The 15,609-nt window shown below is 60.2% G+C and carries 16 protein-coding genes; 8 read left to right on the forward strand and 8 right to left on the reverse strand.

What is annotated here, in order from left to right:
* Positions 1-133: 133 nt before the first annotated feature.
* From ACV1FX_RS20850 to phnF, 8 genes are all read right to left on the reverse strand, one after another.
* Positions 134-967 carry a TonB family protein gene (locus ACV1FX_RS20850; RefSeq protein WP_473119432.1) on the reverse strand — a complete coding sequence of 278 codons (834 nt, stop codon included), beginning with the start codon at positions 965-967 and terminating at the stop codon, positions 134-136.
* Positions 909-1,304, reverse strand: a complete 396-nt coding sequence (locus ACV1FX_RS20855; protein ID WP_473119433.1) for an ExbD/TolR family protein — start codon at positions 1,302-1,304, stop codon at positions 909-911. The genes ACV1FX_RS20850 and ACV1FX_RS20855 overlap by 59 nt, the downstream gene beginning before the upstream one ends.
* Before the next feature lie 3 nt (positions 1,305-1,307).
* The gene (locus ACV1FX_RS20860; protein WP_473119434.1) at positions 1,308-1,997 is read right to left on the reverse strand and encodes a MotA/TolQ/ExbB proton channel family protein; all 690 of its coding nucleotides are present in this window, start codon (positions 1,995-1,997) and stop codon (positions 1,308-1,310) included.
* 27 nt (positions 1,998-2,024) lie between these two features.
* A complete protein-coding gene (locus ACV1FX_RS20865) occupies positions 2,025-4,163 on the reverse strand; it encodes a TonB-dependent receptor (RefSeq protein WP_473119435.1) in 2,139 nt (712 codons plus the stop codon).
* 615 nt (positions 4,164-4,778) lie between these two features.
* Positions 4,779-5,615, reverse strand: a complete 837-nt coding sequence (locus ACV1FX_RS20870) for a carbohydrate ABC transporter permease (RefSeq protein WP_473119436.1) — start codon at positions 5,613-5,615, stop codon at positions 4,779-4,781.
* The gene (locus ACV1FX_RS20875; RefSeq protein ID WP_473119543.1) at positions 5,612-6,496 is read right to left on the reverse strand and encodes a carbohydrate ABC transporter permease; all 885 of its coding nucleotides are present in this window, start codon (positions 6,494-6,496) and stop codon (positions 5,612-5,614) included. The genes ACV1FX_RS20870 and ACV1FX_RS20875 overlap by 4 nt, the downstream gene beginning before the upstream one ends.
* 85 nt (positions 6,497-6,581) lie before the next feature.
* On the reverse strand, positions 6,582-7,739 hold the full coding sequence (locus ACV1FX_RS20880) for an ABC transporter ATP-binding protein (protein WP_473119437.1): 1,158 nt from the start codon (positions 7,737-7,739) through the stop codon (positions 6,582-6,584).
* A 230-nt stretch (positions 7,740-7,969) separates the two neighbouring features.
* Positions 7,970-8,728: a phosphonate metabolism transcriptional regulator PhnF gene (gene phnF / locus ACV1FX_RS20885; RefSeq protein WP_473119438.1), complete on the reverse strand. Its 759-nt coding sequence runs from the start codon at positions 8,726-8,728 to the stop codon at positions 7,970-7,972.
* 193 nt (positions 8,729-8,921) lie between these two features.
* Here phnF and ACV1FX_RS20890 point away from each other — a divergent pair, with 193 nt between their 5' ends.
* From ACV1FX_RS20890 to ACV1FX_RS20925, 8 genes are read left to right on the forward strand one after another with little or no spacing between them, the layout of a single operon-like run.
* The gene (locus ACV1FX_RS20890) at positions 8,922-10,091 is read left to right on the forward strand and encodes an alpha-D-ribose 1-methylphosphonate 5-triphosphate diphosphatase (protein ID WP_473119439.1); all 1,170 of its coding nucleotides are present in this window, start codon (positions 8,922-8,924) and stop codon (positions 10,089-10,091) included.
* A 17-nt stretch (positions 10,092-10,108) separates the two neighbouring features.
* A complete protein-coding gene (gene phnG / locus ACV1FX_RS20895) occupies positions 10,109-10,582 on the forward strand; it encodes a phosphonate C-P lyase system protein PhnG (RefSeq protein ID WP_473119440.1) in 474 nt (157 codons plus the stop codon).
* A complete protein-coding gene (gene phnH / locus ACV1FX_RS20900) occupies positions 10,579-11,175 on the forward strand; it encodes a phosphonate C-P lyase system protein PhnH (RefSeq protein WP_473119441.1) in 597 nt (198 codons plus the stop codon). The genes phnG and phnH overlap by 4 nt, the downstream gene beginning before the upstream one ends.
* On the forward strand, positions 11,172-12,356 hold the full coding sequence (locus ACV1FX_RS20905; RefSeq protein ID WP_473119442.1) for a carbon-phosphorus lyase complex subunit: 1,185 nt from the start codon (positions 11,172-11,174) through the stop codon (positions 12,354-12,356). The genes phnH and ACV1FX_RS20905 overlap by 4 nt, the downstream gene beginning before the upstream one ends.
* Positions 12,346-13,212, forward strand: coding sequence for an alpha-D-ribose 1-methylphosphonate 5-phosphate C-P-lyase PhnJ (locus ACV1FX_RS20910; protein WP_473119443.1), 867 nt, complete (start codon positions 12,346-12,348; stop codon positions 13,210-13,212). The genes ACV1FX_RS20905 and ACV1FX_RS20910 overlap by 11 nt, the downstream gene beginning before the upstream one ends.
* Positions 13,209-13,988: a phosphonate C-P lyase system protein PhnK gene (gene phnK / locus ACV1FX_RS20915; protein WP_473119444.1), complete on the forward strand. Its 780-nt coding sequence runs from the start codon at positions 13,209-13,211 to the stop codon at positions 13,986-13,988. The genes ACV1FX_RS20910 and phnK overlap by 4 nt, the downstream gene beginning before the upstream one ends.
* Positions 13,989-14,002: 14 nt before the next feature.
* Positions 14,003-14,743 (forward strand): phosphonate C-P lyase system protein PhnL, encoded by a 741-nt coding sequence (gene phnL / locus ACV1FX_RS20920; protein ID WP_473119445.1) that lies wholly within the window; start codon positions 14,003-14,005, stop codon positions 14,741-14,743.
* Entirely contained in the window at positions 14,743-15,438 is a 696-nt protein-coding gene (locus tag ACV1FX_RS20925; protein WP_473119446.1) for a DUF1045 domain-containing protein, read from the forward strand. The genes phnL and ACV1FX_RS20925 overlap by 1 nt, the downstream gene beginning before the upstream one ends.
* The last annotated feature ends 171 nt before the right edge of the window (positions 15,439-15,609 follow it).

Below are 15,609 nucleotides of genomic sequence, written 5' to 3' on the forward strand. Positions count from 1 at the left end.
AAGGGAGATGGCAAGATTTCGCGTGCGTCCCATTAAATGGCCTCTTGATAGACTCCACGTCCGCTTAAATTTTTCTTTGCGCTCACAAAGATCGCCCGCCCACACCTTCGCTCAATCATGGCGTCTCCTGCGATCACTGGCCTGCCTTGAAGTCGACGAAGATACTGAGGTGAAGCGTTCGATGGCTCATCTCAGGCGGCGGAGGCGGATAATGCGCGCTCCTGACTGTAGCGAGTGCCGCCTGATCGAGAACCGAAGACCCGCTCGATTGGGACAAGCTGACCCCCGATACGTGTCCGTCGAGATAATCGAACGTCACACGAGCACGACCATGCTGGCCGCTGGCACGCGCAGATGCCGGATAGATCAGTGCACTTTCGACGGCTTGCCGTAGTGCCCCTTGAAAGCTCGACATCGCGGCAGCGCTCGGCGCCGCGCTAGTCGCCGCTTGTTGCTGTGCGGGGCGCGCGGCCGGCTTCCGCTGGACCTGCTGCGGTGGTTTTGCCGGCTTGGGGCGTACGACCGGCGCCTCCGCCTTGGGAGGTGGCGGAGCAGGTTCAGGTGGAGCAACCTCTGCCGGCGGTGGAGGGACCTCCGGGGGCGGTGGAGTAACCTGAGGCTCCTCAGGAACCGGGGGAGTCTCTTCGGGGACCGGCGGAGTTTCCGCGACCGTAGGAGGCGGATCCGCCGGAGCTTCGGCCGGCGCAGGTGGAGCGGCCACCAGCGAGATCTGCATGGTCGGCGCCGATGACTCGGTCCTGGCCGGGCGTTGTGTGAGCCAGCCGACGACGGCAAGAAAACAGAGGCCCTCCAGCAAGAGCGCAGTGGCAAACGAAGCGGGCAGTGCGGAGCGCTCCTGCGGTGGGCTGAAATGATCGGCTGTCGCGATGCTCACAACGATTGCACTCCTACTTGGCTTCCTTCGCGGCGAGTCCCACCTGGACAATGCCGGCTTTGCGGCACGCATCCATCACCGCGAGAAGATTCTGCAGCGTGGCGGTGCCGGCTCCGGCAATGGTCACGGCAGCGTGCTCGCGGTCTGGCTCGCTGGCGAGTTTTGTCGTCAGATCGTCAATCGTTAGTTTTTGCCCGTCCGTCTCGATAGCGCCGTCGGCAAACAGGGTAACGACGATCTTGGGGCGGGGCAGATCCTGCGCGGTGCTGCTTTGCGGAATCTGCGAGGCGATGCCGGTCGCCGGGATCATTCGCAACGTGATCATGATGAAAAACACCAGCAGGAATAGCATGATGTCGATCATCGGGATGATTTCTATGCGGCCCTTCCGCACCTCGAGATATCGCATCGGTCAGGTCCCCGTATTCGCGACCGGGTGGATTGCGGGACCGTGAGAACGCTTTTCTGCTGAAGCGACCCGAGGGGCATCGAGACGGTTGACCATGGAGATCTTCAAGGTCTCAAGTTGATGAACGATGAGCCTCGTCCAGTTGTTCAGACTGTTGAAACAAACGAGACCGACAATGGCGATAAGCAGGCCGCATGCGGTCGCGATCAGAGCCTCGCCGACGCCCCCGGTGATCTGCGTCGCCGCGTTTCCGGCATCGCCAAGAACTGCGAACGCCTTGACCATGCCAGCGATCGTGCCGAGAAGGCCGAGCAAAGGCGCAAGCGTCACGATGGTGTCAAGCAGCCACAAGCGGCTATCCAGCTTGGGGACTTGCCACAGGATGGCTTCCTCCAGCAGTTCGGACATTCGATGCGCATCCTTCAGCTCGGAATGGTGCAGCGGCACTTCCAGTAAGGCGCGATGCGGCAGCCGCGGCGATTTCTCGACGAGATCTGCAAGCGTCTTTCGGTCGAGATGCGCAAATTGCGCGACGGTACTGGTGACGTGCTTTCCGCGACGGATGGTCCGACCAAGGTACCAGAAGCGATCGATAATCACGGTGAGCGCGATTAACAGCAGGACGGCCATAACGTAGAGAATGCCATCGGACTGCGCCGCGAGCTCGGTGAGACGATCCAGGGTCATGTTCATGTTTGTTCCTTCGGGGATGATTTACAGTCAGAACTGCACAGACAGGCTGCTATAGATGTTCCGGCCGATCTGCGTGTAGAACAACGGCGTCGCTAACCCGCCGGAATAGCCACCAAAGTCTACGATCGCATGACTGTCGAGGATGTTGTCGATCCCAAACTTTGCTGTCACTGCGGTCACATTGGGCAGCGGATTCTTGACTTTGTAGGTGATGGCCATGTCGAGCTGATTGAATGGTGATAGCGGCTGCGTTTCGCCGACATCGCCAAAGCGCTGGCCGATCCATTTATCAGTTAGCGAGGCGTACCAGTTGCCCCCTTCGTAGACCAGGCCGGCCGCAGCTGTTGCGTTCGGCGCCTGGGCGATCCATTGCCCGGTCTGCTTGTTCTTCGCGCTGTTGAGGCTGCCGTTGGCAAACAGGCTGAAGCCGTTGCCAACGTGGACCGTTCCCTCGATTTCCACGCCTTGGTAAATCACGCCGCCGGCGTTGAAGTAGTCGGTGATAGCGCCGATCGTCCGCGATGCGATCATATTGTTGAAGTCGATGTAGTAGACATCGCCGGCAAGCGTGAAGGCCTTGCTCTGGTAGGACGTACCGACCTGATAGTTCCAGGTCGTTTGAGGTTGAACAGTGGATCCGGGGGTCACAATAGGTGGGGATAAAAAGCCTTCCGCGGCCTGCGCGTAGACCGACCAGTTGGGCGACAGCTTGTAATTCGCGGCAAGTGAGGGAAGGACCTTTGCCCAACTCTGATTGTAGTCCAGTGGACCGCCGGTGTTAGGATCAACGAGCGATGATTGGCCGCGCGCGGTATAGGCATATTTCGCGCCGGTTGTAATCGTCAGGTCGGGCAGCGCCTTCCAGTCTGCTTCAATATAAGGTTGAACAGTATCCAGCGTGACGTGCTGGTCGAAAACGGTTGAAATGTATTTCTGCGCCAAGGTCATATCGACGTTAAAGAAAGCCCGATAGGCGGGCTGGTGTTCGGCCCATGCACCGACCTTCACGTCGCCGAAAAAGGTGTCCTTAGTCAGCGCGATCACATTGCCATAGGCACGGTAGTTGAACGGCCCATTCAAGCCAGGCACGTTGCTGGCACCGAAGATCGTGCCGTTGCTAGAATTGCCACTGACATCATTACCTATAAGGAGGGGTGACGTGCTAGAACCGTACGTGTAGAGCTTCTCGTCGAGATGCCAGCCCTCGCCGTAGTCGGACTTCAGGCCGAGGTAGTTAATATCAGTCGAGGTATTCCAGCGGTTGTAGCCCGCGTAGTTCTGCTGGTTCGGGGAGGAGGACAGCCCATAGTTTGGGCCGTAGGTCTTGATCTGGTCGAGCGATGCACCCTGAAAGTAATTTCGCATCTGATTATTGTAGATCGATACGAAGGTGATCGTCGTGTTGTCGCTGAGCGGCTGCACGAGCTTCAGTGCCGCGTTTTCCCGCTCCTTGGCGACGTTGGTGTAATAGCCGTCGCTTTTGGTAAACTGCGTGTCAAGAAAGAACGAAGCGCCGTTCGTACTCTTGATCTGACCGGAATCGAGTTGGAGGCCATAGAGCTGGGTGTTGAAGCTGCCGTAGCTCGTGGTCGCCGTTGTGGCCAAGGTGGACATTGGCGACTTGGTTTGGAGCGCCACAGTGCCACCGAACGTCGCATCGCCGACGGTCGATGCCGTACCTGGGCCACGGTCGACGGAGACCTGCCCGAGATCGTTCGTCATGATGAAGGTTCCGCTGCGCGTGATCAGACCGAAGTTCCGAAGCGGGATTCCGTCGAGGGTGGTGTTGAACTGACCATTTTGAAAGCCACGGATTGAGATTTTTGCGTCATCTCCACCGCTTCCGCTAGGCGAAGTCATGACGCTGGGTGCGACGCTGATGACCTTGTCAAAGTTGCTGGTCGCCGGAATATTGTTTTCGATGTAATGCCGATTGATGACGGACGTTGGCTGCGTCACGGTCAAGGGCGTTGTCGTCGGCGCTTGATAGACGGCCGAATTGACATCGACAGCACTATCTGACGTCTGGACAGTTCCGAGATCAGTCGTCTGGGCATGCGCACCCGTCGCCCCTGCCACCGGCGGAACGCTCGCAGCCAGCCAAAGCGCGGCATTGATATAGCAGCGCTTGATCCCCCGCCGGTCTGCGGTACCTGAAACTCGCATTACTAGCCCCTCTGTTTTCCATTTGGGCCGCCACGTGTTCAATGTTCGCGCGCCGATCGTTCGATCGCAGGGGCCTCTGGCTGCGGAGGTACCTCCCGTATCTGAAGGGTCGATGTCGGATTCTGGACAAGTTTGGCATATGTACCTTTCTAGCGGCGCAAGCATTCGGCCCCAGCTGTCGAAGCGGACCACGAGTTCTATGAATTGCGGGCCACTCGGGTTATCGAGACCGTGATTAGAACGCCCTCGCCGCTACATTGATGTTGATGATCAAGAACATCGGCTACCGGCACGATACGAGGAGCCACAGGAATCGCTTGCGAACATGAACGACAAAGATCCGCGTCTTGGGTGCGCCGAAGTGTTTTCCGGACTCGTGAAGCTGTCGGCTTGTCGGATATCGCCGCGATGCCCTTAAGGCGGGGCGGCGAGGATAGTTAGCTAGGAGCGACCGAAGAGGCCAATGCCGTAGATCAAAATCGAGATATCGAACTTGCGCGCAAACTAACTTTGGCAAGCGATGGCTGGGCCACGTGACAAAAAAATCAGGTTAGGCCTTCCGACCGATTTCGATTGCGCGCCGCTCGTTACCCCCGTCCTTTCCAAGACGACAATTTACTTAACTGCTCCACCGGTCAGACCTTCCACGAACCAGCGTTGAGCGGAAAGGAAGGCGATGACGAGGGGGGCAACGACGAGGGTCGAGGCGGCCATGAGCGGTCCGTAATCGTTACCGGCTTCGTTGTTCTTGAAGGCCATGATCCCGAGTGGCGGCGGCATCAGCGACTGGTCGCGAACCGCAATTAGCGGCCAAAACAGGCTATTCCAATGAGAAACGATCGAGAAGATACCGAAAGCGATGATGGCAGGAAGCGCCATCGGCACCATGATCCTCCAAACGATGGCCAATTCCGACAGCCCGTCGAGACGGGCGGCATGCACGACGTCGTCGGGAATGGTCTTGAAGAACTGGCGGAACAGGAAGATGCCGAATGGCGAGACCACATAGGGGAAGATCAGCGCCGCATAGGTGTTGAGGATGCCGAGCTGGTAGCCGAGGATGAACAACGGCAAGGACAGGACCTCGTGCGGCACGATGAGCGCGATCAGTACCATGGCGAAAAGCAGATTGCGACCCGGAAACTCAAGCTTGGCGAGCGCATAGGCCGCCGGGGCACAGACGAGGATCTGCAGGACGATAATCGTGGCGCAGACGATAACGCCGTTCAGCATATATCGCGGCAGCGGTGCTTCCGTCAGCGCCTTGGTATAGTTCTCGACGCCGTAGAACTGCTCGGGCCAGAAGCTAAAAGCCGCTCGAAAAATCTCGCCTGGCGGCTTGATCGACAGCGAGATCATCCACACGAAGGGCACGAGAATCAGCGCGCAGGTGATCAGAAGGGCGGCGTGGCGCAAAATGGCAGAGGGCGGTGCTAAGTGATGGGCGCTCATTGGTAGTGAACCTTTTTGTCCATCACACGCGCCTGGATCAGCGTCAGCGCGACGACGATAACCAAGAAGACGACCGCAACCGAGGCGCCGTAACCTGTGCGCAGATACTGGAAGCTCTCGCGATAAAGGGTGAAGAGCAGCATCTCGGAGGCGTGTCCCGGCCCGCCTTGGGTCAGGATCTGCACGGTGTCGAAGGTTTCGAAGGCCTTGAGCGCCACGACGATAAAGACGAACATGGTCACGGGACCGAGCATCGGGAGCGTGACGGTGCGTAGACGATCGAGCCACCGATCGGCGCCATCGATGTCGGCGGCGTCGTAGAGGTCCTGCGGGATGGACTTCAGCCCGGCGAGAAACAGCACCATGGCATAGCCGAGATTCTGCCAGATGCCGATGACGGCCAGCACCGGCAACACGGTCGCCTCGTCGCGCAGCCAGTTGGCCGTCGGCAGCCCTAAGCCGGCAAGCGTCTGGTTGACGAGGCCGATGGTCGGATGCAAGAGCGCCTCCCAGGCGATCGCCATCGCCGTCAGCGTCGCCATGAACGGCAGGAAGTGGATCGCGCGGTAGAAGGCCCGGCAAGACTTGCCGCTTTCGATCAGCAATGCGATCGCCAGCCCGAGCACGATCGTGCCGGGCACGACGATCAGCACATAGAGGATGGTATTGAGGAAGGAGGCGCGAAAGCCCTGGTCGGCGAAGACTTCCTTGAAATTGCCGAAGCCAACGAAGGAAAGCGAGGTAGCGCCGAACTGCCAGTCGGTGAGCGCGATCAGGAAGACGGCAAAGACAGGCAAGAAGAATAGCGCGACCAGCAGAATCAGCGCCGGGCCCGCCAGCGACCAGGCGGCGAGCGTCTCCGCGATCCGCTGGTGACGCAGCGTTTTGCGCTCTGCCGGTGTGACGGATGCGGTATCAGCCTCAGTCTCGAGTGTCGAAGCGACGATGCCCACTAGGCATGCTCCTTCATGCAAAGCAGGTTTTCGTTCTGCGGTTGTTCGGGCGGATGCGCTTGCCTTTGGCATCAAACAGCAGAAGCCGTTCCGGCTTGACGCCAAGATGCAGTGTCTGACCCGAAGTAATATGCGGCGCCCGTTCGGCCAGAAGCCGAGCGATGACCGGATGCTCGCTTCCCGGGACGGCAAGATGGACGAAGAGATCGGAGCCCATGTGCTCTATGTGCCGGACGGTTCCAGTCAGTGCGTTGACGCCGCCGCACTCGGACAAGTGGAAGGCTTCGGAACGGACTCCGAGCGCTAGCGGCGCCTCAGGCGGCGCATCGGATAGAACATGGAAGCTAGTGCCGGCAGCGTCAACTGAGCCGCGCTTGCGCACCACCCCCTCGAGAAGGTTGATCTTGGGACTTCCGACAAATTCGGCGACGCGGCGGTCGTCGGGATCGGCATAAATGTCCTGGGGTGGGGCGACCTGGATCAGTTCACCGTCGAGCATCACCGCAACGCGGTCAGAGAGCGTCATCGCCTCGGCTTGGTCGTGGGTGACGTAGACGAACGTGACGCCGAGGCGACGATGGAGGTCCTTGATCTCAGCGCGCATCTGGACCCGGAGCTTGGCGTCGAGGTTGCTGAGCGGCTCGTCCATTAAGAAGACGGCCGGATGGCGGACCATGGCACGGCCCACGGCGACGCGCTGACGCTGGCCGCCCGAGAGCTGGCCAGGCTTTCGAGAAAGCAAATGTCCGATACCAAGCGCCTTGGCGATACGGGTGATTTCCTCCTCGATCTCTGACGACACTCGCCGGGTCCCCGGGACGACCCACCCCAGGATCGGCAGTCTTTGCCAAGCATTCAATCGCCGCATGCGCAGCGGCAGCGCCAGATTGGCCGCAACCGTCATGTGGGGATAAAGCGCGTAGGATTGGAACACCATGGCGACATCCCGGAACTTGGGCCGCACGCCATCGACCGAGCGCTCGCCGATCGCCACCGAGCCACTGTCCTGCACTTCCAACCCCGCCAGAATCCTGAGAAGCGTCGACTTACCGCAACCCGAAGGTCCCAGCAGCGTCACGAATTCCCCATCTTCGATCGCAAGCGAAACCCCGCGAAGGACTCGCGTTGAACCAAAGGACTTCATAATGTGATTGAGGTGGATGTTGCGCATGTTCCTAGGCCTGCTCGCCCTCTTTCGCGATGGGCGTCTCGCTCATGTAGATTGGATCTCTCTATTGAGACTCGATGAAGCCGGCCTGACAGAATCGGTACAATTCCGCCGGTCATACCAGTGACGTTAGGCGCGGGGAGTGCTGACACCACGGGAATTGCGCCGGAAGTGCTAACCCTGCCGCCGGAGTGCAGCCAACTAAGCGGTCGGCGGTTTGAGAGTAAGCGGATCTAATCGAATTTGACCACCAGCTCCATATGCTGCGGGGCGACACGCATCCTCGATAGCACAATCGGGGTGCCATCGGCATCGACATTGATGTTAGTCACTTCAATGATCGGCTGGCGGCGCGGCAAACCGAGCAATTCCGCATCCGGCTTAGAGAGCGCGATCGCCGAAATACGGGTCTCTTGACGCTTATAGATATCGACGCCGTACCGGCGCCACGCTTCCGTGAAGCTCCCGGTTTCCACGATGATGTGCTCGATGCCTTCGAAACGTGGCAACGGGAAATAGCTGGACGCGACGGCGATAGCGAGACCGTCCACCATCGTCAGCGTGTCCACTTTGCGAGTAAAATGGCTGCGGTCAAGCTGGAGGTCTCGGCCGAGGGCGCTTTCGGCTCGCACCCGGCTAGAAGTAAGGAAGCGCCGTTCGCCGACCCGGTGAATATCGCGCAAGACAGCAGTCAAGCGCGACGTCGGCCCGATGTGATGCCGCACCATCCGCTCCTTGACGAACGTGCCGCGTCCCTGCTCGATTCTCAAGACGTTGCGTGCACGCAGAGAGGAAAGCGCATGCCGGACGGTGTTGCGGTGGACATCGAAACGGGCAGCTAGCTCAAATTCCGTCGGCAGCCGGTCGCCTGGTATCCATGTCCCAATACGAATCTCCTGTTCGATTGCCCGCTCGACCAGCCGCCACAGCGAGGTCGCGCCGCGCCGCTGTTGTAGCGTGGGTTTTCGCGTATCATCGTTAGGTGATGCCATCGGATCTCGCGTGTTGGCCTCGCATTGCGCTTCGCGGCCCGGCAAAATTAGGGCAGGCACGGCCTATCGAATTGAAGAGATTGGTACAAGTGCATCGAAGTAACACTATTTGTCATCGCACAGTCTCTCACCGCCCCCTGAAGAACTGATACAACGACGAGCCGGTTTAAAAGGCAGGAAAGAGGCGGTTTCGATGAGCAAAACGGCAAATTTTGCAATTCAACGACGAAAAGATGCTCTCCAATCCACCGAAATTGTCTTGACCAATGCCAAGATCGTGACTCGGTCGGCGTGCGTCAATGGAACGGTTCAGATTGTCGACGGGATGATCGCCGACATCTCAACCAGTAAGTCGACTGCGTCAGGCGCGCTCGATTTTGAAGGTGATCACCTGCTGCCAGGCTTGATTGACGTTCATACCGACCACCTCGAAAAGCAGATTCTTCCCCGTGCCAGCATGACTTGGGATCCGCTCGGCGCCGCGATCGCGCACGATGTGCAAGTTTGCGCGGCGGGTACCACGACGGTTTTCGATTCCCTTGTGGTCGGGGCGCTGGGCGATCTGGAAAGGGGGCGCCTGCTGCCGCTTGTGCTGGGTGGCCTTGACCACGCGCGCCAGCACCGATTGCTTAGGACCGATCACTTGCTCCACCTGCGCTGTGACGCCCGCGATCCCGATCTCCTCGACCTCTTTCTCGCCCATGCCGACCGCTCCGAACTTCGGTTCGTGACGATCATGGATGACGGGCCGCGGCGCGACCCGGAGCGCTTCCGCCGTCTCGAGCGGCGCAAGAAAACGCCAGAAGCTGAGATCGAGGCGGCGATTATCGCCGTCTCCACCACGGACGACTGCACGCAAGACAACCGGCGCCGCCTCGTCGCGCATTGCCGTGCCCGGCGATTGCCCTTAGCCAGCCATGACGACACTACTGCCGCCCACGTCGCAGAGGCGGTCGCATTCGGCCTTTCTATTTCTGAGTTTCCGATTACCTTGGAATCCGCGAAGGCGGCGCGCGCCGCCAGAATGACAATCATCGTCGGTGGGCCCAATCTGGTTGCTGGGCACTCGCATATCGGAAACGTCTCGGTGCGAGAGCTCGCGCGGGATGGTCTCATAGACATCATCAGCTCCGACTACATTCCAGCGAGTATTCTGCGCGCCATCTGGCACCTGGCGGGTCAGTCCGATGGCCCCACTCTCGCCGAGGCGGTGGCGCTCGGAAGCTTGCGCCCCGCTGAGACCTTCGGGCTTGGCGATCGCGGCGAGATCGCGGCAGGAAAGCGTGCCGATCTTATACGCGTAGCCGATCGGGCTGGTCCGATTGTGCGCGCGGTATGGACTGCCGGCAGGCAGGTGCTCTGAAGCGGCGAGAAGTGGGAATGTCTTCGAGGCAAATTGCTTGCGGCGATCAGCGTGCCCGTCAAGATTGGATGACGTTGCTCGCCAAGGCGCCGCTCGCTGAACTGGAGCGGCATTGGTCGGCGATCGACCGTCCGAAATTCCAATGGATCCGTCGTCCAGAATACGGCGCGGCCATGCTGCGGGGGGCGGTCGGGCGCACCGGCACTGTTTTCAATCTTGGTGAAGCGACCGTGACTCGCTGCACGGTACAGATAGAGACGGGCGAGATTGGCATCGCCTATGTGCTCGGTCGCAACAAACGCCGCGCGGCACTTGCCGCGCTCTTTGATGGCCTAATGCAGCGCGATCAAGTCACCAAGGCGGGCGCAATCGCTCCGATTATCGCTGCACTCGATCAATGCGCGCTCGAAGCGGAGCATTCGGTCCGGCGCGAGGCCCAAGAGAGCAAGGTGGATTTCTTCATGCTGGGGCGGGAGGTTAGCGGCAAATGACGGTAGATCTCATCCCGCCCGCTTTCCCCGATCCCGTTCACGATGCCCAGTCGGCCTTCCGGCGGCTCCTGAAGGCTCTGTCGCGGCCAGGCAAGCCCGTTTCGCTTGCCGGTCCTGCCCGCTCGCCCCCACCGATGAGTAGATCGCTCGCCGCGATCGCTCTGACGCTCGCCGACGCCGATTGCCCGATCTGGCTGGACTCGGCGCTATCAACGGAGCCGGTCAGGCGCTACCTTCATTTCCACACCAACGCACCGCAGGTTGCCGATCCGAGAACTGCGATGGTTGCCCTGATAGGCAATGCCAGTTCCCTGCCGGCGATCGGCGACTTTCATCCTGGCGAGGCCGCCTACCCCGACCGATCGACGACACTTGTCGTACAAGTGCCAGCACTCGTGGGCGGGGCCGCCGTCCGCCTCTCTGGGCCGGGCATCGAGACTACCACAAGCGTCGCCCCCCGAGGCCTGCCGGACTGGTTTTGGCCGGCCTGGCGCGAGAATGCCGCACGCTACCCGCTCGGCGTCGACATCTTTTTCACCGACGGCCGCGCCGTCATCGGCCTCCCACGCTCCACGAAGGCCATATATTCATGATCACCTCCATCAAGGGCGGCGAAGCCGCTATTGCCGCCTCGCACCGTCTCCTCGCCAAGCGCCGGCGCGGCGACCCAGCGATCGCCAATCTCGGCGTTGATCAGGTCCACGAGCAATTGTCGCTCGCTGTCGACAGAGTGATGAGCGAGGGCTCGCTTTACGACCCGGCGCTGGCGGCGCTGGCGATCAAGCAGGCCGAGGGGGACCTCATCGAGGCGATTTACCTTTTGCGCGCCTTCCGGACCACACTCACCCGCTTCGGCTATACCGAACCGGTCAATACGGCGGCTATGTTAGTGCGCCGACGGATCGCGACGACCCATAAGGACGTACCGGGTGGCCAGCTACTTGGGCCGACCTACGACTATACCCAACGCATCCTCGATGTCGCCCTTATGGGAGAGACCGGGAGTGACGACCTCTCCGATATCGATGACATGGGCGGAGGAACAAGCCAGGGCGGGACCGGAGATCCTGAGGTTGATACGGCGGCGTACGCCTTTACGAAAGAGTGTGGCGTGCTGGCGCAGATGGACATTGTCGAAAGCGCTCAGCCGGACGGGGAAGGGCACATCGCAGATGTCACCCGAGACCCGATAGCATTTCCGTCGCGACGTGACGAGCGCCTGCAAGCTTTGGCTCGCGGCGACGAGGGCTTTCTGATGGGGCTCTGCTATTCGACCATGCGCGGCTACGGGCGCAACCATCCGTTCGTCGCTGAACTGCGTTACGGCGACACCACCGTCGTCCTAACCATCCCAGAACTCGACATACCGGTTGGCATCGGCACGATCCGTCTAACCGAGTGCCAAACAGTTCATTTAACTACCGGTGATGGGGCACTCCCGCCGCACTACACGCGGGGCTACGGGCTCGTCTTCGGCCATGGCGAACGCAAGGCGCTCTCCATGGCGATCCTCGACCGTTCCTTGCGATCGGCCGAACTTGGCGAGAGGGTCGCCTACCCAGCCCAGAACGATGAATTTGTCCTCTCACATTCCGATAGCGTCGCGGCTTCTGGTTTGGTGCAGCACCTCAAGCTCCCGCACTACGTCGATTTCCAAGCTGAGATGCAGCTGCTGGCGCAGATGCGGGCGGAATACGCGCAACGGCATGCAAAGCCTGGTCCCGAGACTATACCCGGACCGGTCGCGATAACGGAGGCGCATTGTGGAGACTGAACTCACATTTGACGACGCCATTGGCTACAGCTTCGCATATCTCGACGAGATGACGAAGCGGATGATCCGGCGAGCAATATTGAAGGCGGTCGCCGTGCCTGGCTACCAGGTGCCGTTCGGCAGCCGCGAAATGCCCCTCCCGCCCGGCTGGGGCACTGGTGGTCTCCAGGTCACAGCGAGCATTCTCGGTCGGAACGACGTTCTGAAGGTGATCGACCAAGGCGCCGATGATACCACCAATGCCATCTCCATTCGCAACTTCTTTGCCAAGGTCGCCGACGTCGCCACCACCGAGCGCACCGGAGAAGCGACGGTCATCCAGACCCGCCATCGCATTCCGGAGCGGGCACTCACGGAAGATCAGATCATCGTCTTCCAGGTGCCAAATCCAGAGCCTTTGCGCCGTTTCATTCCGGAGGAAGCAGTTGCCCGGAAGATCCATGCCTTTGGTCGCTACGGCGTGATGTATGTGCGTCTCTACGAGGATATTTCCCGGCTCGGTTACGTCGCGATGTCGACCGATTATCCGGTCTTCGTCAATGGGCGCTACCTCGCTTCACCGTCCCCGATACCGAAATTCGACAATCCGAAGCTTCACCGAAGTCCGGCACTTGCCATCTTCGGCGCCGGACGCGAGCGACGCATCCACGCCATACCGCCCTTCACGGACGTTAACAGTCTCGATTTCGTCGACCATCCCTTCACCGTCCAGCGTTTTGAGACCTGCTGTTCACTTTGCGGCGCCCAGGACAGCTATCTCGACGAGATTCTCCTCGACGATCGCGGCACCCGGGAATTTGTCTGCTCGGACACCGCCTATTGCGCCGAGCAGCGCGGCGAAAGGACCGTTGCATGAAACCAAGAGCGAGAGAAGTTCTGCGCGTCAAGCGTCTCTCCAAGACCTTCGGAGCGGTATCAGCCTGCAGGGCTGTCTCGTTCTTGCTACGTCAGGGTGAGGTTCTCGGCATTGTCGGAGAGAGCGGCTCGGGCAAGTCGACGCTGCTCCGCTGCCTTGCTGGCCGCATCCAACCAGATGACGGCACTGTCCTGATCGCCTCAGATGATCACGTCGTCGATCTCTGGGCGATGGACGAAGCCTCGCGCGAGCAGTTCGTGCCCACGACAGTTTCACTCATCCACCAGAACCCGCGCGACGGATTGCGACTCGATATCAGCGCCGGCGGCAATATTGCCGAGCCTCTCATGGCCGCCGGCGGCCGCCACTACGGCTGCTTACGCGCGACAGCACTAAAATGGCTCGAGAAGGTTGACATCGAGGCGCGACGCATCGACGACCTACCCGAGGTCTTCTCCGGCGGTATGCAGCAAAGGCTGCAGATCGCCCGGGGACTGGCCACCCATCCCCGCCTCGTGCTGATGGACGAGCCGACCGGCGGTCTCGATGTCTCGGTCCAGGCAAAGCTTCTTGACCTGCTGCGCAGCCTCGTTCGCGAACTTGGCATCGCGGTTGTTGTTGTGACCCACGATATTGGCGTGGCACGTCTGCTCGCGGACCGGCTGATGGTGATGCAACATGGGCGGGTGATTGAGGAGGGGCTCACCGATCAGGTGCTCGACGATCCTCACCATCCCTATACGCAACTGCTCGTCTCCTCTGTGCTCCAGGTCTAGGGAAAGGCAACGTCATGAGCATCCTCGTCAGCGTCGCCGGCCTCTCCAAGACGTTTAGGCTTCACACTCAGGGCGGCGCGGAAATCGACGTCTTCGGCAACATCTCGCTCGATGTGCGCGCGGGCGAGTGCGTTTGTCTGCACGGCCCCTCCGGGGCCGGTAAGTCGACGTTGCTGCGCTCGCTCTACGCCAACTACAAGCCCGGCGCCGGCCGCATTGTCGTCCAACACGGCACCGAATCGATCGACCTCGTCAGCGCCCAACCCTGGGAAGTGCTGGAGGTGCGACGCCGCACGATCGGCTATGTCAGCCAGTTCTTACGCGTCATCCCGCGCGTCCCCACCATCGATCTCGTGACGGAACCGGCGATCACGCTTGGCGTTCCGGCAGATGAAGCACATGCGAAGGCGAAGGCACTGCTTGCCCGCCTCAACATCCCCCCCCGACTGTGGTTGCTCGCGCCCGCCACTTTCTCGGGAGGCGAGCAGCAGCGAGTCAACATCGCTCGCGGCTTCATGATCGACTACCCGGTTCTCCTTCTCGACGAACCCAGCGCATCCCTTGACGCTTCCAACCGCAAGATTGTCACCGCTCTCATCAATGAGGCCAAGTCACGCGGTACCGCGATCGTCGGCATCTTCCATGACGAGGAGATGAGAAATACCGTCGCTGACAGGCTGTTCGAGGTCAGGAAAACGAGCGAGATAAAGCGCTCTTTGGTACCGGCTCCAGCCGTGCCTGAGGCTGTCGTCTGATGTCTGACGAGCCACGCTACGCGATCTACTACAGCCCGCCGCCAGGGCATCCCCTGACCAGAGCGGCCGTTCATTGGATGGGACGAGACGCGTTTCGAGGTGCCTATGGGTGCGTTGTCCAGGATATCGACGACGAGGCACAATCGGTTACGGCGGAGCCCCGTCGTTACGGCTTCCACGCGACGCTCAAGGCGCCGTTTCGTCTCGCGGCCGGCCGACAAATCGACGAGGTCGAGGAGGCCCTATCAAGTTTTGTTGCAGGATATTGGCCGTGTCCACTCGGTCCGCTCCAGATCGACTTAATCAATGGCTTTTTCGCGCTCGTTCCGGCACAACCGCTACCCATGCATAGAGCGTTTGCCTCGACCATTGTAGAGGCGTTCGATCAGTTCCGTGCGCCCTTGAACGAAGAGGAGTTGCAGCGACACTTGAACCATCGTCTCGACGATATCGAGGTAACGCACCTGGTGCGCTGGGGATATCCTTACGTGTTCGACCGTTTTCGCTTCTATATGACTCTGACCGACAAGCTCTTGCCTGTGGCGCAATCGAGCGTGCGGAGCCGGCTCGAGAAACTTTTCGAGGCGTTGACGATCGAAGATTATGCAATCGATGCTCTGACACTTTTCGAGCAGGAACGGCCCGGTGCCGATTTCATTGTCCGCTCGCGCTTTCCAATGAGGAGAAGAGCGTAGCCCCTGGCTTCAGCGGCCAGCTGGTCCTGGTCGTCGGGCGGTGCCCGCAAAGATACGCTGATCGTCTACGCGAAAGATCGTCTCGGCATGTCTATCGGATTCACCTCACCCATCGCGTCGTGACCTGCAAAGCGTCGGTCGGGGATGACCACGAACCTGTCGACGTCAGCA

Source organism: Bradyrhizobium ingae, from assembly GCF_055791185.1.